An 18,631-nucleotide genomic window follows, 5' to 3' on the forward strand; every position below is an offset into this window, starting at 1 on the left:
AATGTGAAACTGGCTGCCTTCAACGCAGCATCCGCCGCGCAGGCCGGGGCCATCCTGCGCCCGTGCGTCGATGTCCGGCGCTGGGTGGAAGAGATCGCAGGAGCCCGCCCGTTCGCCTCCGAGCAGCACCTGCTGGACTTCGCCCGGCACGCAGCGGACCCCTTCACCCCGGAGGAGGTTGAGGCCGCTTTGGCCCATCACCCGCGCATCGGGGAGAGCCCGACGGCGCGCACCGCCGAGGCAGCCATGTCGCGTTCCGAGCAGGCAGGGCTGGGCCCGGCGGACGCAACCCTGGCAGCGGCCCTGGCTGACGGGAACCGCGCTTATGAGGACAAGTTCGGCCGGGTGTTCCTGATCCGCGCCGCGGGGCGCACTGGCGAAGAAATCCTCACCGTCCTCCGGGAAAGGCTGGCGCATACCCCGGAGCAGGAAGAGCCCATCATCGCAGCGCAGCTAAGGGACATCGCACTGCTGCGCCTTCAAGGAGCCATCAGCCCATGAGTACCTCACAAGTCACCACACACATCTTGGACACCGGATCAGGGCGCCCCGCCGCGGGCGTCGCCGTCGGACTCTACCGGCGCGACGGCGGGACCTGGACGTCCGTGGGCAACGGCACCACAGACCCCGACGGGCGGGCGAAAGACCTCGGCCCCGGGCAGCTGGAGCCGGGGACCTACCGCCTCAACTTCGGCACCGGGGCTTACTACGAGCGCCTCGGAACACCCACGTTCTTCCCCGAAGTGGACCTCGTCTTCTCTGTGACGGGTGCCGAGCACTACCACGTGCCGCTGCTGCTCAGCCCGTTCGCCTACTCAACCTACCGGGGCAGCTGACCCGGTACCTCGGCCGTGTGGCCCGGCGGTCACTCCGGCCGGCCCACTACCACCTGGGCGGGGCTGTGGGTGATGTAGCCGTTGAGCCAGGAAAAGAGTGCGCGGACCTTCTGCTGGAATCCGGACAGCAGGGCGAGGTGCACCAGCAGCCAGGCCACGAACGCCAGCGGCCCTTGCAGCTGGACGCGCTTGCGACCGATCTCGGCGACCGCAGCGCCCCGGCCGATCATCCCCATGTAGCCCTTGTCCAAGTACTTGAATGGCTTGCGCTCACCGCCGGTAAGGTCGGCATAAATGTTCTTCGCCGCCCACTTCCCGGCCTGTTGGGCTACGGAGCCTAGCTGAGGCAGTTTTGCGCCTGTCGAATCGGTGATGTTGGCTGCGTCGCCGAGGACGTACACACCATCGAATTCCGGCGCGGTCAGGTCCGGGTGCACATCGATCCGCCCGCCCTTGCCCTGCGGGATGCCGGAGTCCGTGATGATTTTGCCGGCCTTCAGGCCGCCCGCCCACACCACCACCCGGCCGGGAATGAACGCCCCGTCGGCGAGCGTCACGCCGTCCGGCCGGACCTCCGTGACGCCCACCCCCAGATGCAGGTCGACGCCGATTTTCTCGAGGCGCTGCCTGGTGTATTCCTGCGACTTGGCCGAAAACGCATTCAGTACCGTCGGGATCATGTCCACCAGGTGCACATGGCACCGGGCCGCGAGCTCTGGCGAGAAGTACTTGGAGACCACGTACTTGACGTTCTCCATCATGGCCCCGGCGGTCTCCACGCCGGTGGGGCCGCCGCCGATGACCACCACGTCCACGGAGCCCCCGGCCTCCCGGTCGGCCTGATCGAGAAGATGGGTCAGCCTGGTACCGAGCCGGGTGGCGTCGAGGACCGAGTACAACGGGAAGGCAAGCTCTTCCGCGCCCGGGGTGTTGAAGAAGTTGGGCACGGCGCCGGCCGCGATGACGAGGACCTGGGCCTGGAATGTATCGCCCTCCACGGTGGTGACTGCGCGCTTGGCAGCATCCACCGTCGCGACTTCCGCGGTGAGCACCCTGACCGATCTGAGGCGGCGGAACACCGAACGGATGGGCCGGGCAATGGCCGAGACACCGATCTGCGACGTCGCCACCTGGTAGAGGAGGGGCTGGAACTGGTGATAGTTGTTGGCGTCGATGAGCAACACCCTGACGCCCTTGCGGCCAAGCTTCCTGGCAGCGCTCAGGCCGGCAAACCCGGCCCCGACCACGATGACCTGATACGTCTGCTCCATCCGAGCAACCTACTCCACCTGACGTCGAAGCAACAGGTGCCAGACCAGCCTTGTGATTCCCCTGATGTTGGGCTTACCGTCTGTCTTGTGAATGAGCCGCACTCACTGGCGGTTGTGGTTGCCCACCCCGATGACGATGCGTACGGGTGCGCGGGCTCGATTGCCCTGCACGAGAACGACCCCGGGTTCAGGTTCTGCCTGGTGCTTGCAACCGACGGCGGCGCCGGACAGATCAGTAAGGGTGTCCCGACGACGCCTGCAGAGTTGGGTGCCTGGCGGCGCCGGGAGAGCGCCAACGCGTGGCAGGCCCACGGCAGAATCCCCGACCGGCACGAATGGCTGGACTACGCCGACGGGAGGGTGCCGGAAGTCGACTTTGAGGAACTGGTGGGCAGGATCCTGGAGATCCTGCTCGAGGAACGGCCGCAGGTGGTGGCCACCTTCGGGCCTGACGGAGTCACCGGGCACCGGGACCATATCGCGGTGGGCAGGGCAACGGACGAAGCCTTCGCCCGGGCGAGGGAAACGCCGGGCCCGGGCCTGCGGCGGTTGGTGCACGGTGCCATGCGCGCCTCGACCTTTGACCGCTGGAACATCAGCCGGCAACGCCTGGGATTGACGCCCTGGGACCCAACCCGCGAATACCACCTGCGTCCGGTTCCCGATGAGCGGATCGACATCGAAGTGGACACGAGCGCGGTGGCGTCCCGGATCGTCGCCGGCCTGCTGGAGCATAAGTCCCAGCGGGATGTCCTGATCGATCCGGGCGTGGATGAGCGCCGTTGGGCCAGGATCGTGTCCCGGGAATCGTCAGTCATGGCGTGGCCGGGCCGGCCTGCCGGAAGTGCCTTGCTGACCGATCTCTTCGAAGGTCTTTGACCGCCGGCACACCGCCCGCGGAGTCCAGGTGACCTTCGGATCCTGCCCTGGTGGCCGACAATGTTGTTCAATGTCGCCACCACACCCACACGGACTGTTGAGCCGGGCAGCAGCCACCGAAGAGAAGAGAGCCCGTTGTCCGGAAACCGGCTCGGGCAGGCCCGCAGCAGCGCACCCTGCATGCCTCACCCCTATGTGGCCGCTCCCCGTCACTTCCCGGTTGAACCACCGAAAGTAGGAGCAACTGACGGCTTCTGACCCGGAGAACCCGACGTCGTCGACGGTGTGGGCGTTGGCGTCCCGGTGGTTGCCGTTCCCGACGGCGACGGTGAGGTTGTGGAGCTAGGAGACGGCGTGGGGGAAACGGTTTTGCTCGTCGGCGGCGCGTGCGAACCTTCAGCTGCCCCCAGTGGGACTGAAATGCTTTCGGTTGCGGCATTCTCCCCGTTCTGTTTGGAAACAGCTACATTCAGGGTTGCCTCCCTTGTGTTCCCTGTCCCCCATTCGCCCCGAAGGATGCAGGACCGTCCGGGTTTCAGAATCACGTTGGCACAGTTATTAAGAATTATTCTAAACGCGGTATTGTTGAGCCCAGCGTCCGGCACTCTTATATCTGCGTCAGTGTTGTTGACAATTTCAAATGATTCAATCGTGCCGGAATCCGCCACGTCACGACCATTTCCGTACTCGACAACCCAATTGGTCTCGCCGACCTTCACCCGGTTTTCGACTGCCACCGGCTCAGAACCATTTTCCTTGGACGGTGTAGTGCAACCAGCTAAAATGATGGCGCCCATAACGCAAGACAGCCACCTGTACATTGCTTCCTGCTTCATTCCCTATCCTCCGCCCGGATTGAACTCGACCCGGTATTCCGGACTCTCCTCCAGGACAATGGCGACGCCCGAACTGCGCGACCAGTTTGCGGGAAGCAGGAAGTACTTGTCGGCACTCAGCGTGACAAATTTGAGCCCGGTGTACCTGAAACGGTATTTGGAATCGGGAGACGAAATCCTCTCCTCCTTCACGGGGCTGCCCATGGCCAGGGATTGGACACTGTAGACCGTCACCGAGGGGCGCTTATCCAGATCCCGTGCGTATTCCCTCGATCTGCCAGTGCCCAGGGCTCCGGCATATGACGAGCACGCCCAAAACAAGGCCACAACCACAAGGAGGACCACGGACACGTACCCGAGCTTTTCCCACAAAGGCACGTGCAGGAGGCTTCGATCAGTCAATGCCGTTCGCCGAAGTACCCAAAAAGCATAGGCACCCAGGGCGATTCCGCCGCCCAGCGCCGTGGGCTCAAAGAGGAACGGGGTCGCGACGGGAAGTTCCTTGAACATCGTCCAAACCCCAAGTGACGTGACGAGAATTCCCACCAAGAGCACTAACCAGGCGCCGATTTGGATATAGCGCAAGCCAATGGACCGTCGGATAATACTTAGCGTTAGAGCATGAATTCCGAGGCAAGCAACGCTGACAAGAAGAATTGATATTGCTGGAACGATCAACGCATCCGCGCTTCGCAGGAGATAATCCACCGTCGAGTATTCCAGGACACTTTGATCAATGCCGAAGTATGCGGTACGGGTAGCGGTCATAGTCCAGCCGAACCAGAATGACAGCGCGGTGGCAACTGTTGTCAGAGGCGCAATAATGGCAAACCACTGTATAACCGAGTGGCTAAGATCCGCACCTTTTGTTGTTGCCGGGTTCTTTCGCGACGAACCGGGCCGCTCGGACGCAGTTGCGCGGAACCGCTGTGGTCTTTGAAGACCCGCCGGGATTCTGCCGCCCGAATTCACAGGTCCCGTCCTTGCCCGTTCCCATTCCCCCTGTGACTTACAAAATCAGGGTGCGGGGGGAAACCGTGATGCGGATCCCTGCGTTGAGTCCAAGCAGGCCTTTGGAGATCTCCGGGACGTCGATGCGTCCTCGCCAGTGTTGGGGTGCGCTGTCCGTGTCCTTCAGCTGATCATTGGGGTCCGGATTCCAGTCCCGGAGCGCGGTTGGAATGGTGCTGTTCCACGCCGCCCAGGCTTTAGGCAGCGGGCTTTCTGCGGAAGGGGGTTCGATGTCAACGAGCAGGGTGTCCTGCCAGTCCTCGGTCTGTTCCATATGGTCGTCGAAGAAGAAATGTCCTTCCTTTTCGGTGATGGACATCAGCCGGAGTTTGAGCGCATGGCGCAGCCGCGGCACTTCCTTGCCTTCGACGCGCGGTCGGGGTGCTTTCGACGAAAGAAAAGTTGTCAGCAGCGGTACGGGCGAGTCGATCGGGTCACCTTCTTTCCAGTGCTCTATCTGGACGGGACAGAAGTGCGCCGCGCTTTGTTCATGGACCAGTACTGGAAGGCCCCGTATGGCAAGCCCGACGTCGAGCTGGAACTCGACTTCCGGCGGCGCGGCCTTGCCGACGGTAAAGCCCACGAGCTCCACCTCGATCTTAAGATCCCCGAAGAGGAAGCGCTGAAGGTTCTGGTAACCCTCTTCGGAGTTGACGATTCCGTAGCGTCCGCTGTGGCTGCGGTGCACCACTGCCAGCGGTGCGCCGCGGACAGCGGCATTGTCAATCTGGACGAGGCCGTCACTGCGGGCACCCACCGCTTTGGAAGACAAGCCGAAAGCCACGTCATAGTCCTCCGGGTTCGACCCGACCAGGCAGAACAGTTCATCCACCGGAAACCCGTCGTCGGGAATTTCAGTCGGATTGAAGTCGCTCCTCGTTCGCCTCTGCCTGATGGCTGCCGGTGTGAGGTAGTCGTACATCCGGTCGGGGCCGAAAATGTCCGCCCCGTGAACTCCGGTGGCATCCCGGATGCGCTCCAGCAGCCCGAAACCTATCGCGAAGCGGATTCCTCCGTGCGGCGTGGCGTAGGTGAAGACTCTGGCCACATACCGGTGCCCCGCAGCAGGGTCGACCGTCCCGCCTTCACCGGCGAGAGCCTCCGGGATGACACGCTGGAGGAGCGAGCGGCAGATCAGCCCTCCCATGGAGTGCGCGACAAGGAAGACTTTCGGGGCACCGGTTTTTTCCAGGACAAGCTTGATGAGGTTGAAGAGATCCTGGGCCGCTTCCTCGAAGGAGAAGCTCTCAGGCTCATCAGAAAACGTGGCGGCCGATTGATCGTAAAAACGATGTATCCACACGGACGCGGGATTCACGGTTCCGGCGTCCGCGCTGTTCAGGAAAGCCCATTGATCCCCGTGGACCGGCACCTCATATTTGTGGTCAGTAACCAGCCGGAGCATGGGCGATTCAAACTGGTGGAATTTCGCCCTTCCGTTGCTGTCTGCACGGACGTGAACCGATCCCTGGCTAAAACCATAAAAGGGATCATCCACGGCACTGTTAATTGCAGAGCCATTGCCCGCGAAGCCGCGCACATAAATCAAAGGCAGCCTGCCATCATCACCCGCGTAGCCCATCTCGTGTTCCTTTTCCCGAAAACAGGTGCACCTTTCAGGAGGCGACAAGGTGCCTGGTGGTTATAAGCAGAATCCACCACGAGGCGTTACTGCAGCGTTACCGGGGCCATGGACACGTGTCCTGCCCGAATCTTTTGCCAATATTTCGCAAAGGGTGTGCCAACCCCTGATGGTTCTGCAGCAGGATCAGAGCAGCCAGCAAGGCGCAGGACGGGAGTGGGTGACCGCGAGATGAATCAGGAACGCGGGGCAGCGCCGCCCGATGACCACGAGGACGATCCTGCCCTCGGAACGTTGCTTATCCGCACATGGTACGAGCCCGGTCATCCTCAGAGGTTGCGGGCGAGAATAACCTACGGACAGACTCCCGGCATTGCCCTACGAACTGTGGCTACCACTGACCCCGATGAGATTCTACGAGTGGTGCAGGAGTGGCTGGCCGCGCAGCCAGGAATCGCCGGCCGGATCTAGTTGTTCCTTCCTTGAACCGGGATGAAGGTCAAGGGCATCGGCGACGAGCCCGTTGATGGCCGCTGAAGGCAGAAGGCCCATGTCCTGCCTCAGTTTGTCCCGGTACCGTTCGTAGGATCTCAGTGCTGCCGCAGGCCTGCCTTGCTGTATTTCCGATGCAATCAGGAGCAGGACGGCGTTCTCATAGAGGGGTTCCAGTTCCAGTGCTGCCTCCGCGGCGGCTCCTGCCCCGTCAGAATCACCCCGGGCCAGCGACTGCCTGGCCAATGAGGTGAAGGCCCGGAGCCGATCCTGCCGCAGCCTGCTCTGTTCAAAAATCACCCAGTCCTCGTACCAGCCGGGAAGCACCTCAGCGTCACGCAACTCGTTCAGCATTGAGGCGGCGTCCGTGTCGAACCGGGCCCGGCCCAAGGCCAGAATCCTTGCCCGGACCCTGTGGAGGTCCACTTCAACCCGCTCGTTTAGGGAGAGCATCGCGCCCGCATTGACGATCAGGCCAGGCACCTGGCGTGAGACCAGGTGAACGCTTACGCGAAGGCTCTCCAAGGCCCGGGCATCAGGATACTCGGGCCACAGCAGACCGACGAGGAAGCTCCGGGGGCTTGGACCTCGGATGGCCAGCGCCGCGATGAGACGTTGCTGGCGGGTGGCAACACGCAGGACCGTTGAGTCTCGGCAAAGCCGCCAAGGCCCAAGCAATTCCAATTTCAATTCTCCATAGCCTTCGTTGCCCATAGGAATCTGATTTCGGTTCGGTCTGAAATAGTTGAGCAGATAGCAATGAGGATCCTCAAAACGATGGATGATGTCAATAAGCCCCGCCCCCTCCTTTGTGTGCCGATAGTGCGCTATCCGAAAAACAGATTCACATGAAACTTCAATTGCCCGTGGAAACCCTCGAATTCTGGGCGCAGTGAGTGATTCATGAGCGCTAACATTGCGGAAGCGTCGAACCCCTGGAGTCGCGCTCTGGGCAGGCCGGCAAGCGCCGGCCAGCCGCCGTCGTGCACTATTGGACAACGTGCACGAGATAATCCCCCTGCCTGCCGACAGTGCCGTTCAGGGATTAATCCTTCTAAAGGCAATTTTTGGCGCGCTCAGCAAGTCCAGGCGATTCGCGCGCGCCCTGATCGATTGCCGTGCCTTTGCGTAGGATGACCGGACGCGCTGAAGCGTCCGGAGTGGCCTGCCCGTCATTCCGGTGGCCGTCCATGGGGTACACAATCCGGCTACTCCTGCCCAGAACGTCAGCACGGAGCAGATGTCGAAAAGTAGCGGCACGGCTCTATTCTCCAATCCGACAGCGGAGGAAGCTTTCCTCAAATACTGCCGTTCGGATGCGGCCGGACCAGCTCGTTTTCAGGCTCAAATTAGCAACGTCCAGCCCCGTTCCCACCTCACTATTCAGTGTTACTATGTAGTGGTAGTCAGCAACACTAAGTAGTTGGAGGGCGGGATCCGTGGGCAAGCAGATGACCGAGATGCTCAAGGGCACGCTGGAAGGCATCGTCCTCGCTATCCTGGCCGTGCAGCCGGCATACGGCTATGAGATCACGGCGCGGCTGCGCGAGCAGGGCTTCTCCGACATCGTCGAGGGCACCGTCTACGCACTGCTGGTCAGGATTGAACAGCGCGGGCTCGTGGACGTGGAAAAAGTCCCGTCCGAGAAGGGGCCGCCACGCAAGGTGTATTCCCTCAACGCACTGGGCGGCGACTACCTCAAAGAATTCTGGAGGTCCTGGAGCTTCCTCGAAAACCGGATCGAGCGGCTCCGCCACAACATTGAACGCCCGCAGGGCGAAGGAGAATAATCATGGCCGCAAATTGGATAGAGCGGATCACTGGCTCATTCGAGGACAAAAAACGCTGGCGCCGGTACAAGGCCCGCAAAGAGCAGTTTCCGCCGAGCTACCGGACCGCCATCGACGGACTCGAACGCTACTTCATGTATGCGGGGTCGATCGTCAAAGGCGACGTCCTGATGCAGATGCTCGAGGACCTCGCCGACCTGATAGAACGTGCCGCCGTAGACGGCACCCCGATCCGCGACATCGTCGGGGAAGACCCGGTGGAGTTCGCGGACACCTTTATCCGGAACTATTCGGACGGCCAGTGGATCAACAAGGAGCGCAAGCGCCTCACCGACACCATTAATCAGGCCGCCGACGACGATGCCTGAACGTATCAAGAAAGGAGAATGAGCAATGACCGCTGACCAGGCCCTGGAACCTGCGATCCGGGTCCATGGCATTGAGAAGTCGTTCAAGGACCTGCACGTGCTGCGGGGCGTCAACTTCGAGGTCAGGGCAGGGAGCATCTTCGCACTGCTCGGCTCGAACGGCGCCGGGAAGACCACGCTGGTGCGGATCCTGTCCACACTGCTGAAGGCCGACGCCGGCACCGCCACAGTGGGCGGGTTCGACGTCGGGGCGCAGCCTGGTGACGTGCGCGAGTCGATCAGCCTGACGGGCCAGTTCGCCGCCGTCGACGAGGTGCTCACCGGGCGGGAGAACCTCGTGCTGGTCGCAAAGTTGCGTCACCTGAAGAACGCGGGCGCTATCGCCGACGACCTGCTCGCCCGCTTCACGCTCACCGAAGCGGGGAACCGCAAGGCGTCGACCTACTCCGGCGGCATGCGGCGCCGGCTCGACATCGCGATGAGCCTGATAGGGAATCCGCCGATCATCTTCCTTGACGAACCGACGACCGGGCTCGACCCCCAGGCGAGGCTCGAAGTGTGGCAGACCGTCAGGCAGCTTGCCGGCCAGGGCACGACGGTGCTGCTCACCACGCAGCAGCTCGAGGAGGCCGAACAGCTCGCAGACCGCATCGCGATCCTGCACAACGGCACGATTATCCAGGACGGGACGCTTGCCGAGCTCAAGCAGCTCCTCCCGCCCGCGGAAGTGGAATATGTCGAGAAGCAGCCCTCCCTCGAGGATGTCTTCCTCGCCCTCGTCAATGACGGCCGCACCCAGGGTACGGTCCCGGCACGAAAGGAACCACGATGACCACCCACGTCCTCGGTGACACCGGTGTCCTGACCGCCCGCTCGCTGCGCCACATCCTCCGCAGCCCGGACACGATCATGACCACCGCGGTCACCCCGATCGCCATGATGCTGCTGTTCGTCTACGTGTTCGGCGGCGCAATCACCACCGGATCCGACGAGTCGTACGTGAATTACCTGCTCCCCGGCATCCTGCTCATCACCATCGCCTCCGGCGTCGCCTACACCGCGTACCGGCTGTTCCTGGACATGCAGGGCGGCATCTTCGAACGCTTCCAGTCCATGCCCATCGCCAGGTCCAGCGTGCTCTGGGCGCACGTGCTCACCTCGCTCGCTGCCAACCTGGTCTCGGTGGCGATCGTCATCGGCGTTGCGCTGATCATGGGCTTCCGCACCGGAGCATCGATTGCCGCCTGGCTCGCCGTCGCCGGGATCCTGGTCCTGTTCACCCTGTCACTGACCTGGATCGCCGTCATTGCCGGGCTGTCCGCCAAGACAGTCGACGGCGCCAGCGCATTCAGCTACCCGCTGATCTTCCTGCCGTTCATCAGCTCGGCGTTCGTGCCCACCGCCACGATGCCCGGTCCGGTGGCATGGTTCGCGGAGAACCAGCCTGTGACCTCCATCGTGAACACCATCCGGGCCCTGCTCGCCCAGGAACCCGGCGGCAGTGACATCTGGATCGCCCTCGCCTGGCTCGCTGGCCTCCTCGTGGTGGCCTATGCGTTTGCCATCGCCACATACCGCCGAAAGGTCAGCTGAGAAAGGGAGGTGGCCATTTCTGCCTTCCAGACTCCGTGGGGTGCGCCACAGCTTTCCTGGTCGTCAATTTCACCGGAGCCTTCGTCAAGCTGAGCAACGGCCCGGTTCCCCCAGCACGTTGCGGGTGTCACCAGAGTGGGCTCACCCGTCGGTCAAGCCTGCAGTGCACCACCCGGGGCAGTAACGGCGCCGTAACGCACCCCTGATCGACTGGTACCTGTGTTCCCCCGCGTGCGGAAGGACGGTGCTATGGGACAGCCGTGGAGTTCCCTCCGGGTAGCAGGGTTGGCACTGGATGTCCCGGAGCAGCTTGCACCCACTCCTGAACGCGCCATCGAGGGCGAAGCTACTGTGCTGGAGGGCGCCGGCATACGCCTGACCGTGGATGCAAGCCCCTTCGCCGACCCCCTTACCCGCTACACGGACAAACCCGGCTACGAGCATTGGCAGGAAGCGGTAGGCAGCGACACGGCGGACTTCGTCTCGTTCGAAGAGGAGGGCATCCGCACGGTCGCCGCCAATTTCCCCGGCCGCGCCACCGCCGTCGTCCATCTATCCGGCGACGCCCAAAGGGGCACTGCCCTGCAGATCCTGCGAAGCATCCGAACAGATCAAGGAGAGTCCAATGACTGAAGAGCAGTACCGCGTGGCCCCGTACCTGGCCGCCGTCGAAAACACCGCCCCAGGCGAACGGAATCCGGGCTTCAGCAAGGTGCAAAGCTACCTCGAGCGATTTGGCTATCTGGAGGAAACAACCCCCAGGGAACTGGGCGTCCTGGACGATCCCACCGAGGGAGCCCTCAAAAATTTCCAGGAGTTCTTCCATCTGCCCGTGACCGGCGTCTTCGACGACACCACCCGCGAGGCAATGATGCGGCCACGCTGCGGGCTTCCGGACATGCGGGCCGGGGAAATCGCCTTTGCGACACAGTGCGCGTGGGCGGACCGGACACTGACCTATGCCTTCGACACCGGAACCGACGACGTCGCGGGCACCGCGGAGTTCGACGCCATCAGGCGTGCCATCCAGAGCTGGCAAACCCTGGGCGGACTGACCTTCACCGAGGTGGCCATCGGCTCCAGCCCGGACATCCGCATCGGCTGGCGGCCGGCAGCGGACCCGGACCACTCGATGGTTGGCGGGATCCTGGCCCACGCCGATTTCCCCCCAGGGTGCAGTGTCATCACCAACACCCTGCCCAAGCCGGTCCATTTTGACGACAGCGAACATGTCTGGAGCGTGGGGGCCGCCGCAAGCGCCTTCGACATCGAGACGGTGGCCCTCCACGAACTCGGCCATATCGTGGGGCTGGCGCACTCCAGCGTGGCCAACTCTGTCATGGCACCCACCGTGGCGTCCAACTTCACCAAGCGCGTACTCACCCAGGACGACATCGACGGGTTTCGGGCGCTGTACCCGGCCGCCCCGCAGGCATGGTCCGGGTGGAACTCCCTGGGCGGCGTCATCACCTCGGATATTGCTGTCGGTAACAACAAGGACGGCCGCCTGGAGGCATTTGCCCGGGGAACCGACGGCGCCGTATGGCACCGATGGCAGACGGCACCCAACGGCAACTGGGCCGGTTGGAACTCCCAGGGCGGGGTCATCACCACTGAGATCGCAGTGGCCAACAACCAGGACGGGCGCCTGGAAATATTTGCCAGGGGCACTGACAACGCCCTGTGGCACAAGTGGCAAATTGCACCGAACGGCACCTGGTCCGGCTGGAACTCCATGGGCGGGGTCATCACCGGACCGCCGGCTGCCGGGCGCAATGCCGATGGGCGTCTGGAGGTCTTCGCACGGGGGACCGACGGCGCCGTGTGGCACAGGTGGCAGACCGCGCCCAACGGCAACTGGGCCGGTTGGAACTCCCAGGGGGGCGTGATCACCTCGGAGATTGCGGTGGGCAAGAACAAGGACGGCCGGCTGGAGGTTTTCGCCCGGGGTACGGATAACGCACTGTGGCACAAGTGGCAAACGGCGCCCAACGGCAACTGGTCCGGCTGGCAGTCCCTGGGCGGCATCCTCACATCCAATATCACCGTTGGCAGCAACGCCGACGGCCGGCTTGAGGCCTTCGTCCGCGGTACGGACAACGCCCTGTGGCACATGTGGCAAACGGCGCCCAACGGCAACTGGTCCGGCTGGCAGTCCCTGGGCGGCATCCTCACATCCAACATCGCCCTGGGCAGGAATGCGAGCGGCCGGCTTGAGGCCTTCGTCCGGGGTACCGACAACGCCCTGTGGCACATGTGGCAGACAGCACCCAACAGCGGATGGTCCGGCTGGCACTCACTGGGCGGCATCCTCACCTCCAACATCACGGTGGGCAACAACGCCGATGGCCGCCTGGAGGTCTTTGTCCGGGGCACGGACAACGCCCTGTGGCACATGTGGCAGAACATGCCGTTCCTGACGGAAGAGTCCACCGCGGCGTCCGGTGCTGCGGCCATGGGCGGGGAGGCTGACGTATCTTCCGACGGCGGCGCCCGCGAAACGGTCAAGATGCCTGCTGGCGCCATGGGCGGGAGCGTGACCGAAAACGGCCAACAACGGCCCGCTGCGCCGGCCATGCCCGTTGGCGCAATGGACGGCTCCACGAAGGCCGAAGAAGACGCTTCCGGGAAGATGCCTGCAAGGGGAATGAACGCAACAGTCTGACCGGACACCTATCGGCCATCAGGACGGCGGCAACAGAAGTTGCCGCCGTCCTGATGAGTTGTCCCAGCTCGACCGGTAACGCTTAAGTAACGCTGCCTCCTGTAGACCTAGCACCATGTCGATGCGTCCGTCGGCAGAATTTTGATGCCTGCCATACCTGCAATCCACGCGCCAAAGGCGCCATCACGGCCGTGTCAAGGCCAAAGGAGCCCCAGATGTCCGAACAGATCAACCAGAAGATCGTGATTTTACGCGCCCCTGCCCTGCGTGCCACGCGCGACCCCTTCGAGGGGCCGGGTGCCCCGGGACTCGAATCAGCCGTTCAGGGCGTCGTGGAACGTGCTGTGGGGATGACAGTGGAAAGCAATGACAACCCCTCACGGTCAACGATCAACGCACTGAGGAACGATCCCACGGTCCTCGGCTTCGCACCCGCGATGCCAATGAAACTCATCGAACCACTCGAAGCAGACGCGGCAACGACCGCTGCTGTGACATGGGGCGTCAAGGCCGTGGGTGCAGACACCTCACCCTTCACGGGTGCCGGGGTGACCGTCTCGGTCCTGGACACCGGTATCGACGTCGACCATCCCGCCTTCGCCGGCGTCGACCTTATCACGAAGGATTTCACGGGCGCCGGCAGCGCCGAGGACGACAACGGCCACGGCACGCACTGCGCGGGCACGATCTTCGGCCGCGATCTGGGCGGCCAGCGGATCGGCGTCGCCCGCGGCGTCCAGAAAGCACTGATCGGCAAGGTCCTCGGCGGCCCGAACGGCGGCAGCAGCGACATTCTCGCCTCGGCAATGCTGTGGGCGGCCGACAACGGCGCCAACGTCATCTCCATGTCGCTGGGCATGGACTTCCCAGGCTGGGTCGACGAGTTGGTCAAGGTAAACGGTCTGTCGATTCCCGCAGCAACATCGATAGCACTCGAAGGCTACCGCGCCAACGTCCGGCTTTTCGAGCAGCTGGCCAACCTTCTCAACGCCCGCGCCTCAGTCGCCCAGACCACAATCGTCGTAGCAGCCGCCGGCAACGAAAGCCAACGCACCGGCAATCCCGCTTACGAGATCAACGTCGCCCCGCCCGCCGCGGCGTTCGGGATCACGTCCGTGGCGGCCTTGGCCGACGGCGCCGGCGGACTCACCGTGGCACCGTTTTCCAACACGATGGCAACCGTGGCCGGTCCCGGCGTCGGGGTTTTCAGCGCCTGGCTCAACGGCGGCACCAATACCATCAGCGGAACCAGCATGGCGACCCCGCACGTCGCCGGCGTGACAGCGCTCTGGGCCGAACGGCTTCTTGCGCAGGGACCACTGAGTCCGGTACTCCTCCAGTCCAAGCTAATCGGTTCGGGAACGTTCAGGCCCCTCAAGTCCGGAACGGATCCCTTGGACGTGGGAGCAGGTTTGGTCCAGGCACCCACGACAAACAACTGAGGCTCTAACCGACGATTGATCAGAAGGTGGCGCCGGGCGGTGCGTGGGCGGCTTAAGGCGGACGTTCGAGGAGCAGGTAAATGGAGATACCGGAAGATGTCATCACCGCAACCCAGGCGCGGTTCCAGGAGCGGCGCGGTCCGCGGGCGGACACGGAAGAAAAGATCGCCGAGGCACAAACCCCGCAAGGAAGTATCCTCAACGTTGATGAGCCGGAACGGGTGGCGCTGCGATCCCGTCGGGTCCTGCGTCAGCCCGTAGTCATGGACGCACTCAGGGCAACCGCCGACACCGCCCCGGCAGCAGAGGCCCGCATGCAGGATGTTGTGCTTGAGCGGATCATCGGCGGAAATAACCTGCTCGGCATCGCGTTCCTGGAACTGGGTTCGGCTGTCTCACGCAGCGTGGGCCGGATCATCATCCGCGACCGCTTCCAGATCCGCGGCTTCGGCACCGGATTCATGATCTCGCCGCGCTTGGCCCTGACGAACAACCATGTGCTGCCCGACGCTCCGTCTGCCCGTTTCTCGCGGCTTGAATTCAACTTCCAGAACGGGCTCAGTGGACTCCCGCTGACTACATCGCAGTTCGACCTCGAACCGGATACCTTCTTCCGGACCGATGCCGACCTTGATGTCACCGTCGTCGCGGTCGCTGCGCAGTCACGTCCAGACGGAACCACAGCTTCTGTGCCGCTGGCCGGCTTCGGATTCAACCGCACAACCAAGGACCAGGGCAAGATCCTGCTGGGCGAGTCCATCAACATCATCCAGCACCCGGAAGGGCACGAGAAGCAGCTCGCGCTCCAGCAGAACGAACTCATCGACCGCTTCGACCAGTTCCTGCACTACCACACCGACACGTCACCGGGCTCCTCTGGTTCACCGCTCTACAACAACCAATGGGAAATCCTCGGCCTTCACCACTCGGGTGTGCCCGACCGCAACGAGTCAGGAGACATCCTGACCGTCGACGGCACGGTGTGGGACAAGACCCAGGATGAACTCAAGATCAAGTGGATAGCCAACGAAGGCATCCGCATCAGCAGCATCCTGACCTGGCTTGGCAAAGCTGCAGACGGCCTCACCGCCCCAGAACGGGCTCTGCTCGAGGAGGCCCTGAACCCACCTTCCCTTCCGGCCGGGCCTGCACACCCGGCCGAGGAACAGCAGCAGGCCCTGCTTGCGTCACAACCACTACCGGAACTTCCTGCGGCCCACGCGGATGGAGCCGTTTCATTCACCATTCCCCTGCAAATCACCCTCCGCTTCGGTGAGGTACAGCATGACATGGGCTAACCACCCCGCACGGACAAGCCTGGCCACACCCCATTCCGTCGCACTCCCCCAAGGATCCCAGGACTGAACCCGCCGTGGACGACCAACAACCGAGCGGAGTCACATCAAGCCCCAGTCACCCCGGGGAAGTTTCTTTTCGGGGAGCGGCGATGTTCGGGGAAGCGCGACGACGTCCCGGCGTCCGGGCGACGCTCGTCGTCGTGGCCGTGACGATGCTGGCCCTCGCATGGCCCCTCGGGGCACCCCTCTACGCGGAGGTGTATCCCGGGCCGGATGCCGGCACCGTCAACGAGGCAATCACCAACGCCGGACTCGATGCCAGGTTCGATTCCGAGCCCATCACACAATTTGAGACCGCAACCTTCAGGGCGACCGTCATCTACGGAACTTCCTCACCCAACCTGCCGACAGTAAAGGTCGCGTGGAGCAACGAGGCCCAGCTCGCGGCCGAGACCAAGGACACGTTCAACATCGAGCCGACGTCCGCGTCCCGCCAGTTCCTCGACGACGGCACCCGCCGTCCTGGCGGCGGGTACGAGCTCACCTGGACCTGGAATGTGACGCCCATTGTCGCCGGAAAGCAGACGCTCATACTGAGAATCCTCCCCATTGTTGTCGTAGAAGGCCAAGTGGTTCCCGGCCTCATCGATGTCAACAAGCCGATCGCCGTGACTGTCGACGTCCACCCTGGCCAGCGCGACTTCGACGAAGCGGTCAAGGCCGCTGCCGAAATGAAAGTCCAAGTCCCCGACGAGATGATCGTTGGTGAGAAGTACGACGTCAGCGCATCCATGTCCTTGGCGCCTAATCATTCCGGCACTTTGAGCGTCGACATCGATTTGGACAAGGGCGAGGGCTCCTCTGCGGTGACGATCGTCGAGGCAACGACAGCCCCGGCGGCCGCGCGGACAGCCCTGCCTACGTCGGGAGACGAAAGCATCGTCCGACGGTGGACTGTGGTCTCCGATGAGCCGGGGCAGATTGCCCTCGTCTTCACGGCCACCGTTACAGGCCATGCTGCGGCACAGGATCTGGCAGGAAAAGTCCCGAAAACAGCATCGGCACGAGCGACCCCTCGAGCCCCGTCCCCCGGGGAAATCCTCCAGCAGGCTGTCCAGTACGTCGCACCGATAGTGGGCCTCGCGGGCGCCGTCCTCGCACTGTTGATGGCATGGAAGAAGTGGAAGAGCGGGAAAGCCGACCCGGAAGACCAGCAGGCTGCCGGGAGTTCGGTCGACGAAGCACCATGACGGCCTATCTGCTTCTGGCTGCGCTCACTTGGGCTGTTGCCTCCAGGGGTGGCACCGGCCTGCGGGACCTGCTCGTTGTGGTCGGGCTGCTGGTCGCCGCCATGATCGCGGGCCGGGCATGGCCTCGACGGGGCGCTGCCTTATGGGTGGCATTTGCGGCACTGATGTGCTGGCTTTTGACCATCGGCCTGACCCTTACGGGTTTTACGCTTGAGACCGTTCGAATGCCGCTACTCGTCCTGATTGCCGCCCTCACATGCCTCGTGGTGGGCCAGATGAGCGTCCTGACCCGGGACATGTTGGCGATCGGCCTGATCCTCGTGGGATGCCTCCAGTCGATGATCGCCCTCGTGGAGCTGACGGCGGCTGCCTCGACCGAGCTGCCGGCCTCAGCTCGCGCCGCCGCACTGCTCGGCTCCCCCAACGGGCTCGGCATACTGCTCGTCGGAACCTCCGTTCTCACCGCCCGCGAGGTCGGTCTCCGCGGCGGGCGGTTGCCCGTGGCGGCCCTGCTGCTACAGGGCTCCGCGCTCCTGGCAACCGGAAGTCGCACATCGTTAGTGATAGCGTCAGTTCTTCTCATCGGATACGTCGCGACGCACTCGGGCTGGAAACGAGGCCTGCTCGCCATCGCAGGCTTCGGCGCCGCCGTGACGGTCGTGATCTGGCGGACCGCCTCAGAGCAGCAACAGGAGCGGCCTCACCTCTGGCAGGAATCCCTGCGGCGCATCGCCGACCGGCCGCTGCTGGGCGAGGGACCGGCGCCAGCGGCCTTCACGCCTGCCTTCCCCGGCGCGCGGATCACTACACATGCCCACAACGAGTTGCTGCAGTGGGGCGTCGAGTACGGGCTATTTGGCCTCGGGCTCGCCCTGGTCGTGATGGTCCTTGCACTCCGAACAGTGCCCCGGCCGCTCGGCAGTGATCGTTGGCTCCAATTAGCTGCACTCGCCCTCCTGCTCTCGGGCCTCACAGACTTCACGCTTCGGATTACGGCGCTCACGTGGACAGCCTCAGCCCTGGCAGCCTTAGCCATGACAGAACCCAGGACGATCACGGACGAACTCCTGGCCAGGTCCGTTCGCGCCGGGTAGGCCGGACGGAAGGTGGCGACCATCGCCCCGGGCGCCGGCGGTAACGCGGCCGTAACGGCAGCCTCGGCATCCTTGACATGTTCGGCTGTCAAACCTGCAGAAGGAATTGGCCAGAGGCAACCACCACTGCCTGTTACTTCGTGCGTGGGATAACCGCGCCCGGTGCATCTTCCTGACCGCTCAAAGCCGGCATCAACCAGTCCCGCCGCGCCCCCACATCGATT

Annotated in this window: 18 protein-coding genes; 13 read left to right on the top strand and 5 right to left on the bottom strand. The window is 63.4% G+C overall.

Going from position 1 to position 18,631, the window contains the following annotated elements; all coding sequences use genetic code 11:
* The first annotated feature begins 3 nt into the window (after positions 1 to 3).
* Both uraD and uraH read left to right on the top strand, forming a co-directional pair.
* Positions 4 to 501 carry a 2-oxo-4-hydroxy-4-carboxy-5-ureidoimidazoline decarboxylase gene (uraD, locus tag ACS5PJ_RS15130; protein WP_439435879.1) on the top strand — a complete coding sequence of 166 codons (498 nt, stop codon included), beginning with the start codon at positions 4 to 6 and terminating at the stop codon, positions 499 to 501.
* Complete coding sequence (gene uraH, locus ACS5PJ_RS15135; protein ID WP_439435690.1) at positions 498 to 836, top strand: hydroxyisourate hydrolase; 339 nt, start codon at positions 498 to 500, stop codon at positions 834 to 836. The genes uraD and uraH overlap by 4 nt, the downstream gene beginning before the upstream one ends.
* A gap of 29 nt (positions 837 to 865) precedes the next feature.
* On the opposite strand, the gene ACS5PJ_RS15140 is transcribed toward uraH, so the two are convergent.
* Complete coding sequence (locus ACS5PJ_RS15140; RefSeq protein WP_439435691.1) at positions 866 to 2,107, bottom strand: NAD(P)/FAD-dependent oxidoreductase; 1,242 nt, start codon at positions 2,105 to 2,107, stop codon at positions 866 to 868.
* 87 nt (positions 2,108 to 2,194) lie between these two features.
* On the opposite strand from ACS5PJ_RS15140, the gene ACS5PJ_RS15145 reads away from it, so the two are divergent.
* Positions 2,195 to 2,986 (top strand): PIG-L deacetylase family protein, encoded by a 792-nt coding sequence (locus tag ACS5PJ_RS15145; protein WP_439435692.1) that lies wholly within the window; start codon positions 2,195 to 2,197, stop codon positions 2,984 to 2,986.
* 209 nt (positions 2,987 to 3,195) lie between these two features.
* Here ACS5PJ_RS15145 and ACS5PJ_RS15150 read toward each other — a convergent pair whose 3' ends face one another.
* The 4 genes from ACS5PJ_RS15150 to ACS5PJ_RS15165 all read right to left on the bottom strand — a co-directional run bounded on the left by ACS5PJ_RS15150 (position 3,196) and on the right by ACS5PJ_RS15165 (position 7,591).
* Positions 3,196 to 3,822, bottom strand: coding sequence for a hypothetical protein (locus tag ACS5PJ_RS15150; RefSeq protein WP_439435693.1), 627 nt, complete (start codon positions 3,820 to 3,822; stop codon positions 3,196 to 3,198).
* Positions 3,823 to 3,825: 3 nt separating this feature from the next.
* Positions 3,826 to 4,794 carry a hypothetical protein gene (locus ACS5PJ_RS15155; RefSeq protein ID WP_439435694.1) on the bottom strand — a complete coding sequence of 323 codons (969 nt, stop codon included), beginning with the start codon at positions 4,792 to 4,794 and terminating at the stop codon, positions 3,826 to 3,828.
* A gap of 37 nt (positions 4,795 to 4,831) precedes the next feature.
* Entirely contained in the window at positions 4,832 to 6,238 is a 1,407-nt protein-coding gene (locus ACS5PJ_RS15160) for an esterase/lipase family protein (protein ID WP_439435695.1), read from the bottom strand.
* Between the two features lie 591 nt (positions 6,239 to 6,829).
* Positions 6,830 to 7,591, bottom strand: a complete 762-nt coding sequence (locus tag ACS5PJ_RS15165; protein ID WP_439435696.1) for an AfsR/SARP family transcriptional regulator — start codon at positions 7,589 to 7,591, stop codon at positions 6,830 to 6,832.
* A 755-nt stretch (positions 7,592 to 8,346) separates the two neighbouring features.
* On the opposite strand from ACS5PJ_RS15165, the gene ACS5PJ_RS15170 reads away from it, so the two are divergent.
* The 10 genes from ACS5PJ_RS15170 to ACS5PJ_RS15215 all read left to right on the top strand — a co-directional run bounded on the left by ACS5PJ_RS15170 (position 8,347) and on the right by ACS5PJ_RS15215 (position 18,407).
* Positions 8,347 to 8,697, top strand: a complete 351-nt coding sequence (locus ACS5PJ_RS15170) for a PadR family transcriptional regulator (protein ID WP_439435697.1) — start codon at positions 8,347 to 8,349, stop codon at positions 8,695 to 8,697.
* Between the two features lie 2 nt (positions 8,698 to 8,699).
* Entirely contained in the window at positions 8,700 to 9,065 is a 366-nt protein-coding gene (locus ACS5PJ_RS15175) for a DUF1048 domain-containing protein (protein ID WP_439435698.1), read from the top strand.
* A gap of 25 nt (positions 9,066 to 9,090) precedes the next feature.
* Positions 9,091 to 9,897, top strand: a complete 807-nt coding sequence (locus tag ACS5PJ_RS15180) for an ABC transporter ATP-binding protein (RefSeq protein WP_439435699.1) — start codon at positions 9,091 to 9,093, stop codon at positions 9,895 to 9,897.
* Entirely contained in the window at positions 9,894 to 10,658 is a 765-nt protein-coding gene (locus ACS5PJ_RS15185) for an ABC transporter permease (RefSeq protein ID WP_439435700.1), read from the top strand. The genes ACS5PJ_RS15180 and ACS5PJ_RS15185 overlap by 4 nt, the downstream gene beginning before the upstream one ends.
* Before the next feature lie 249 nt (positions 10,659 to 10,907).
* Entirely contained in the window at positions 10,908 to 11,291 is a 384-nt protein-coding gene (locus tag ACS5PJ_RS15190; protein ID WP_439435701.1) for a cupin domain-containing protein, read from the top strand.
* Complete coding sequence (locus ACS5PJ_RS15195; RefSeq protein WP_439435702.1) at positions 11,284 to 13,323, top strand: DUF8189 domain-containing protein; 2,040 nt, start codon at positions 11,284 to 11,286, stop codon at positions 13,321 to 13,323. The genes ACS5PJ_RS15190 and ACS5PJ_RS15195 overlap by 8 nt, the downstream gene beginning before the upstream one ends.
* Positions 13,324 to 13,538: 215 nt before the next feature.
* Positions 13,539 to 14,765: a S8 family peptidase gene (locus tag ACS5PJ_RS15200; protein WP_439435703.1), complete on the top strand. Its 1,227-nt coding sequence runs from the start codon at positions 13,539 to 13,541 to the stop codon at positions 14,763 to 14,765.
* Between the two features lie 80 nt (positions 14,766 to 14,845).
* Positions 14,846 to 16,063, top strand: coding sequence for a trypsin-like serine peptidase (locus tag ACS5PJ_RS15205; RefSeq protein ID WP_439435704.1), 1,218 nt, complete (start codon positions 14,846 to 14,848; stop codon positions 16,061 to 16,063).
* A gap of 149 nt (positions 16,064 to 16,212) precedes the next feature.
* Entirely contained in the window at positions 16,213 to 17,313 is a 1,101-nt protein-coding gene (locus tag ACS5PJ_RS15210) for a hypothetical protein (protein ID WP_439435705.1), read from the top strand.
* Complete coding sequence (locus tag ACS5PJ_RS15215) at positions 17,310 to 18,407, top strand: O-antigen ligase family protein (RefSeq protein ID WP_439435706.1); 1,098 nt, start codon at positions 17,310 to 17,312, stop codon at positions 18,405 to 18,407. The genes ACS5PJ_RS15210 and ACS5PJ_RS15215 overlap by 4 nt, the downstream gene beginning before the upstream one ends.
* The last annotated feature ends 224 nt before the right edge of the window (positions 18,408 to 18,631 follow it).

The sequence above is a fragment of the Pseudarthrobacter cremeus genome, from assembly GCF_051857465.1.
Classification (GTDB): Bacteria; Actinomycetota; Actinomycetes; order Actinomycetales; family Micrococcaceae; genus Arthrobacter.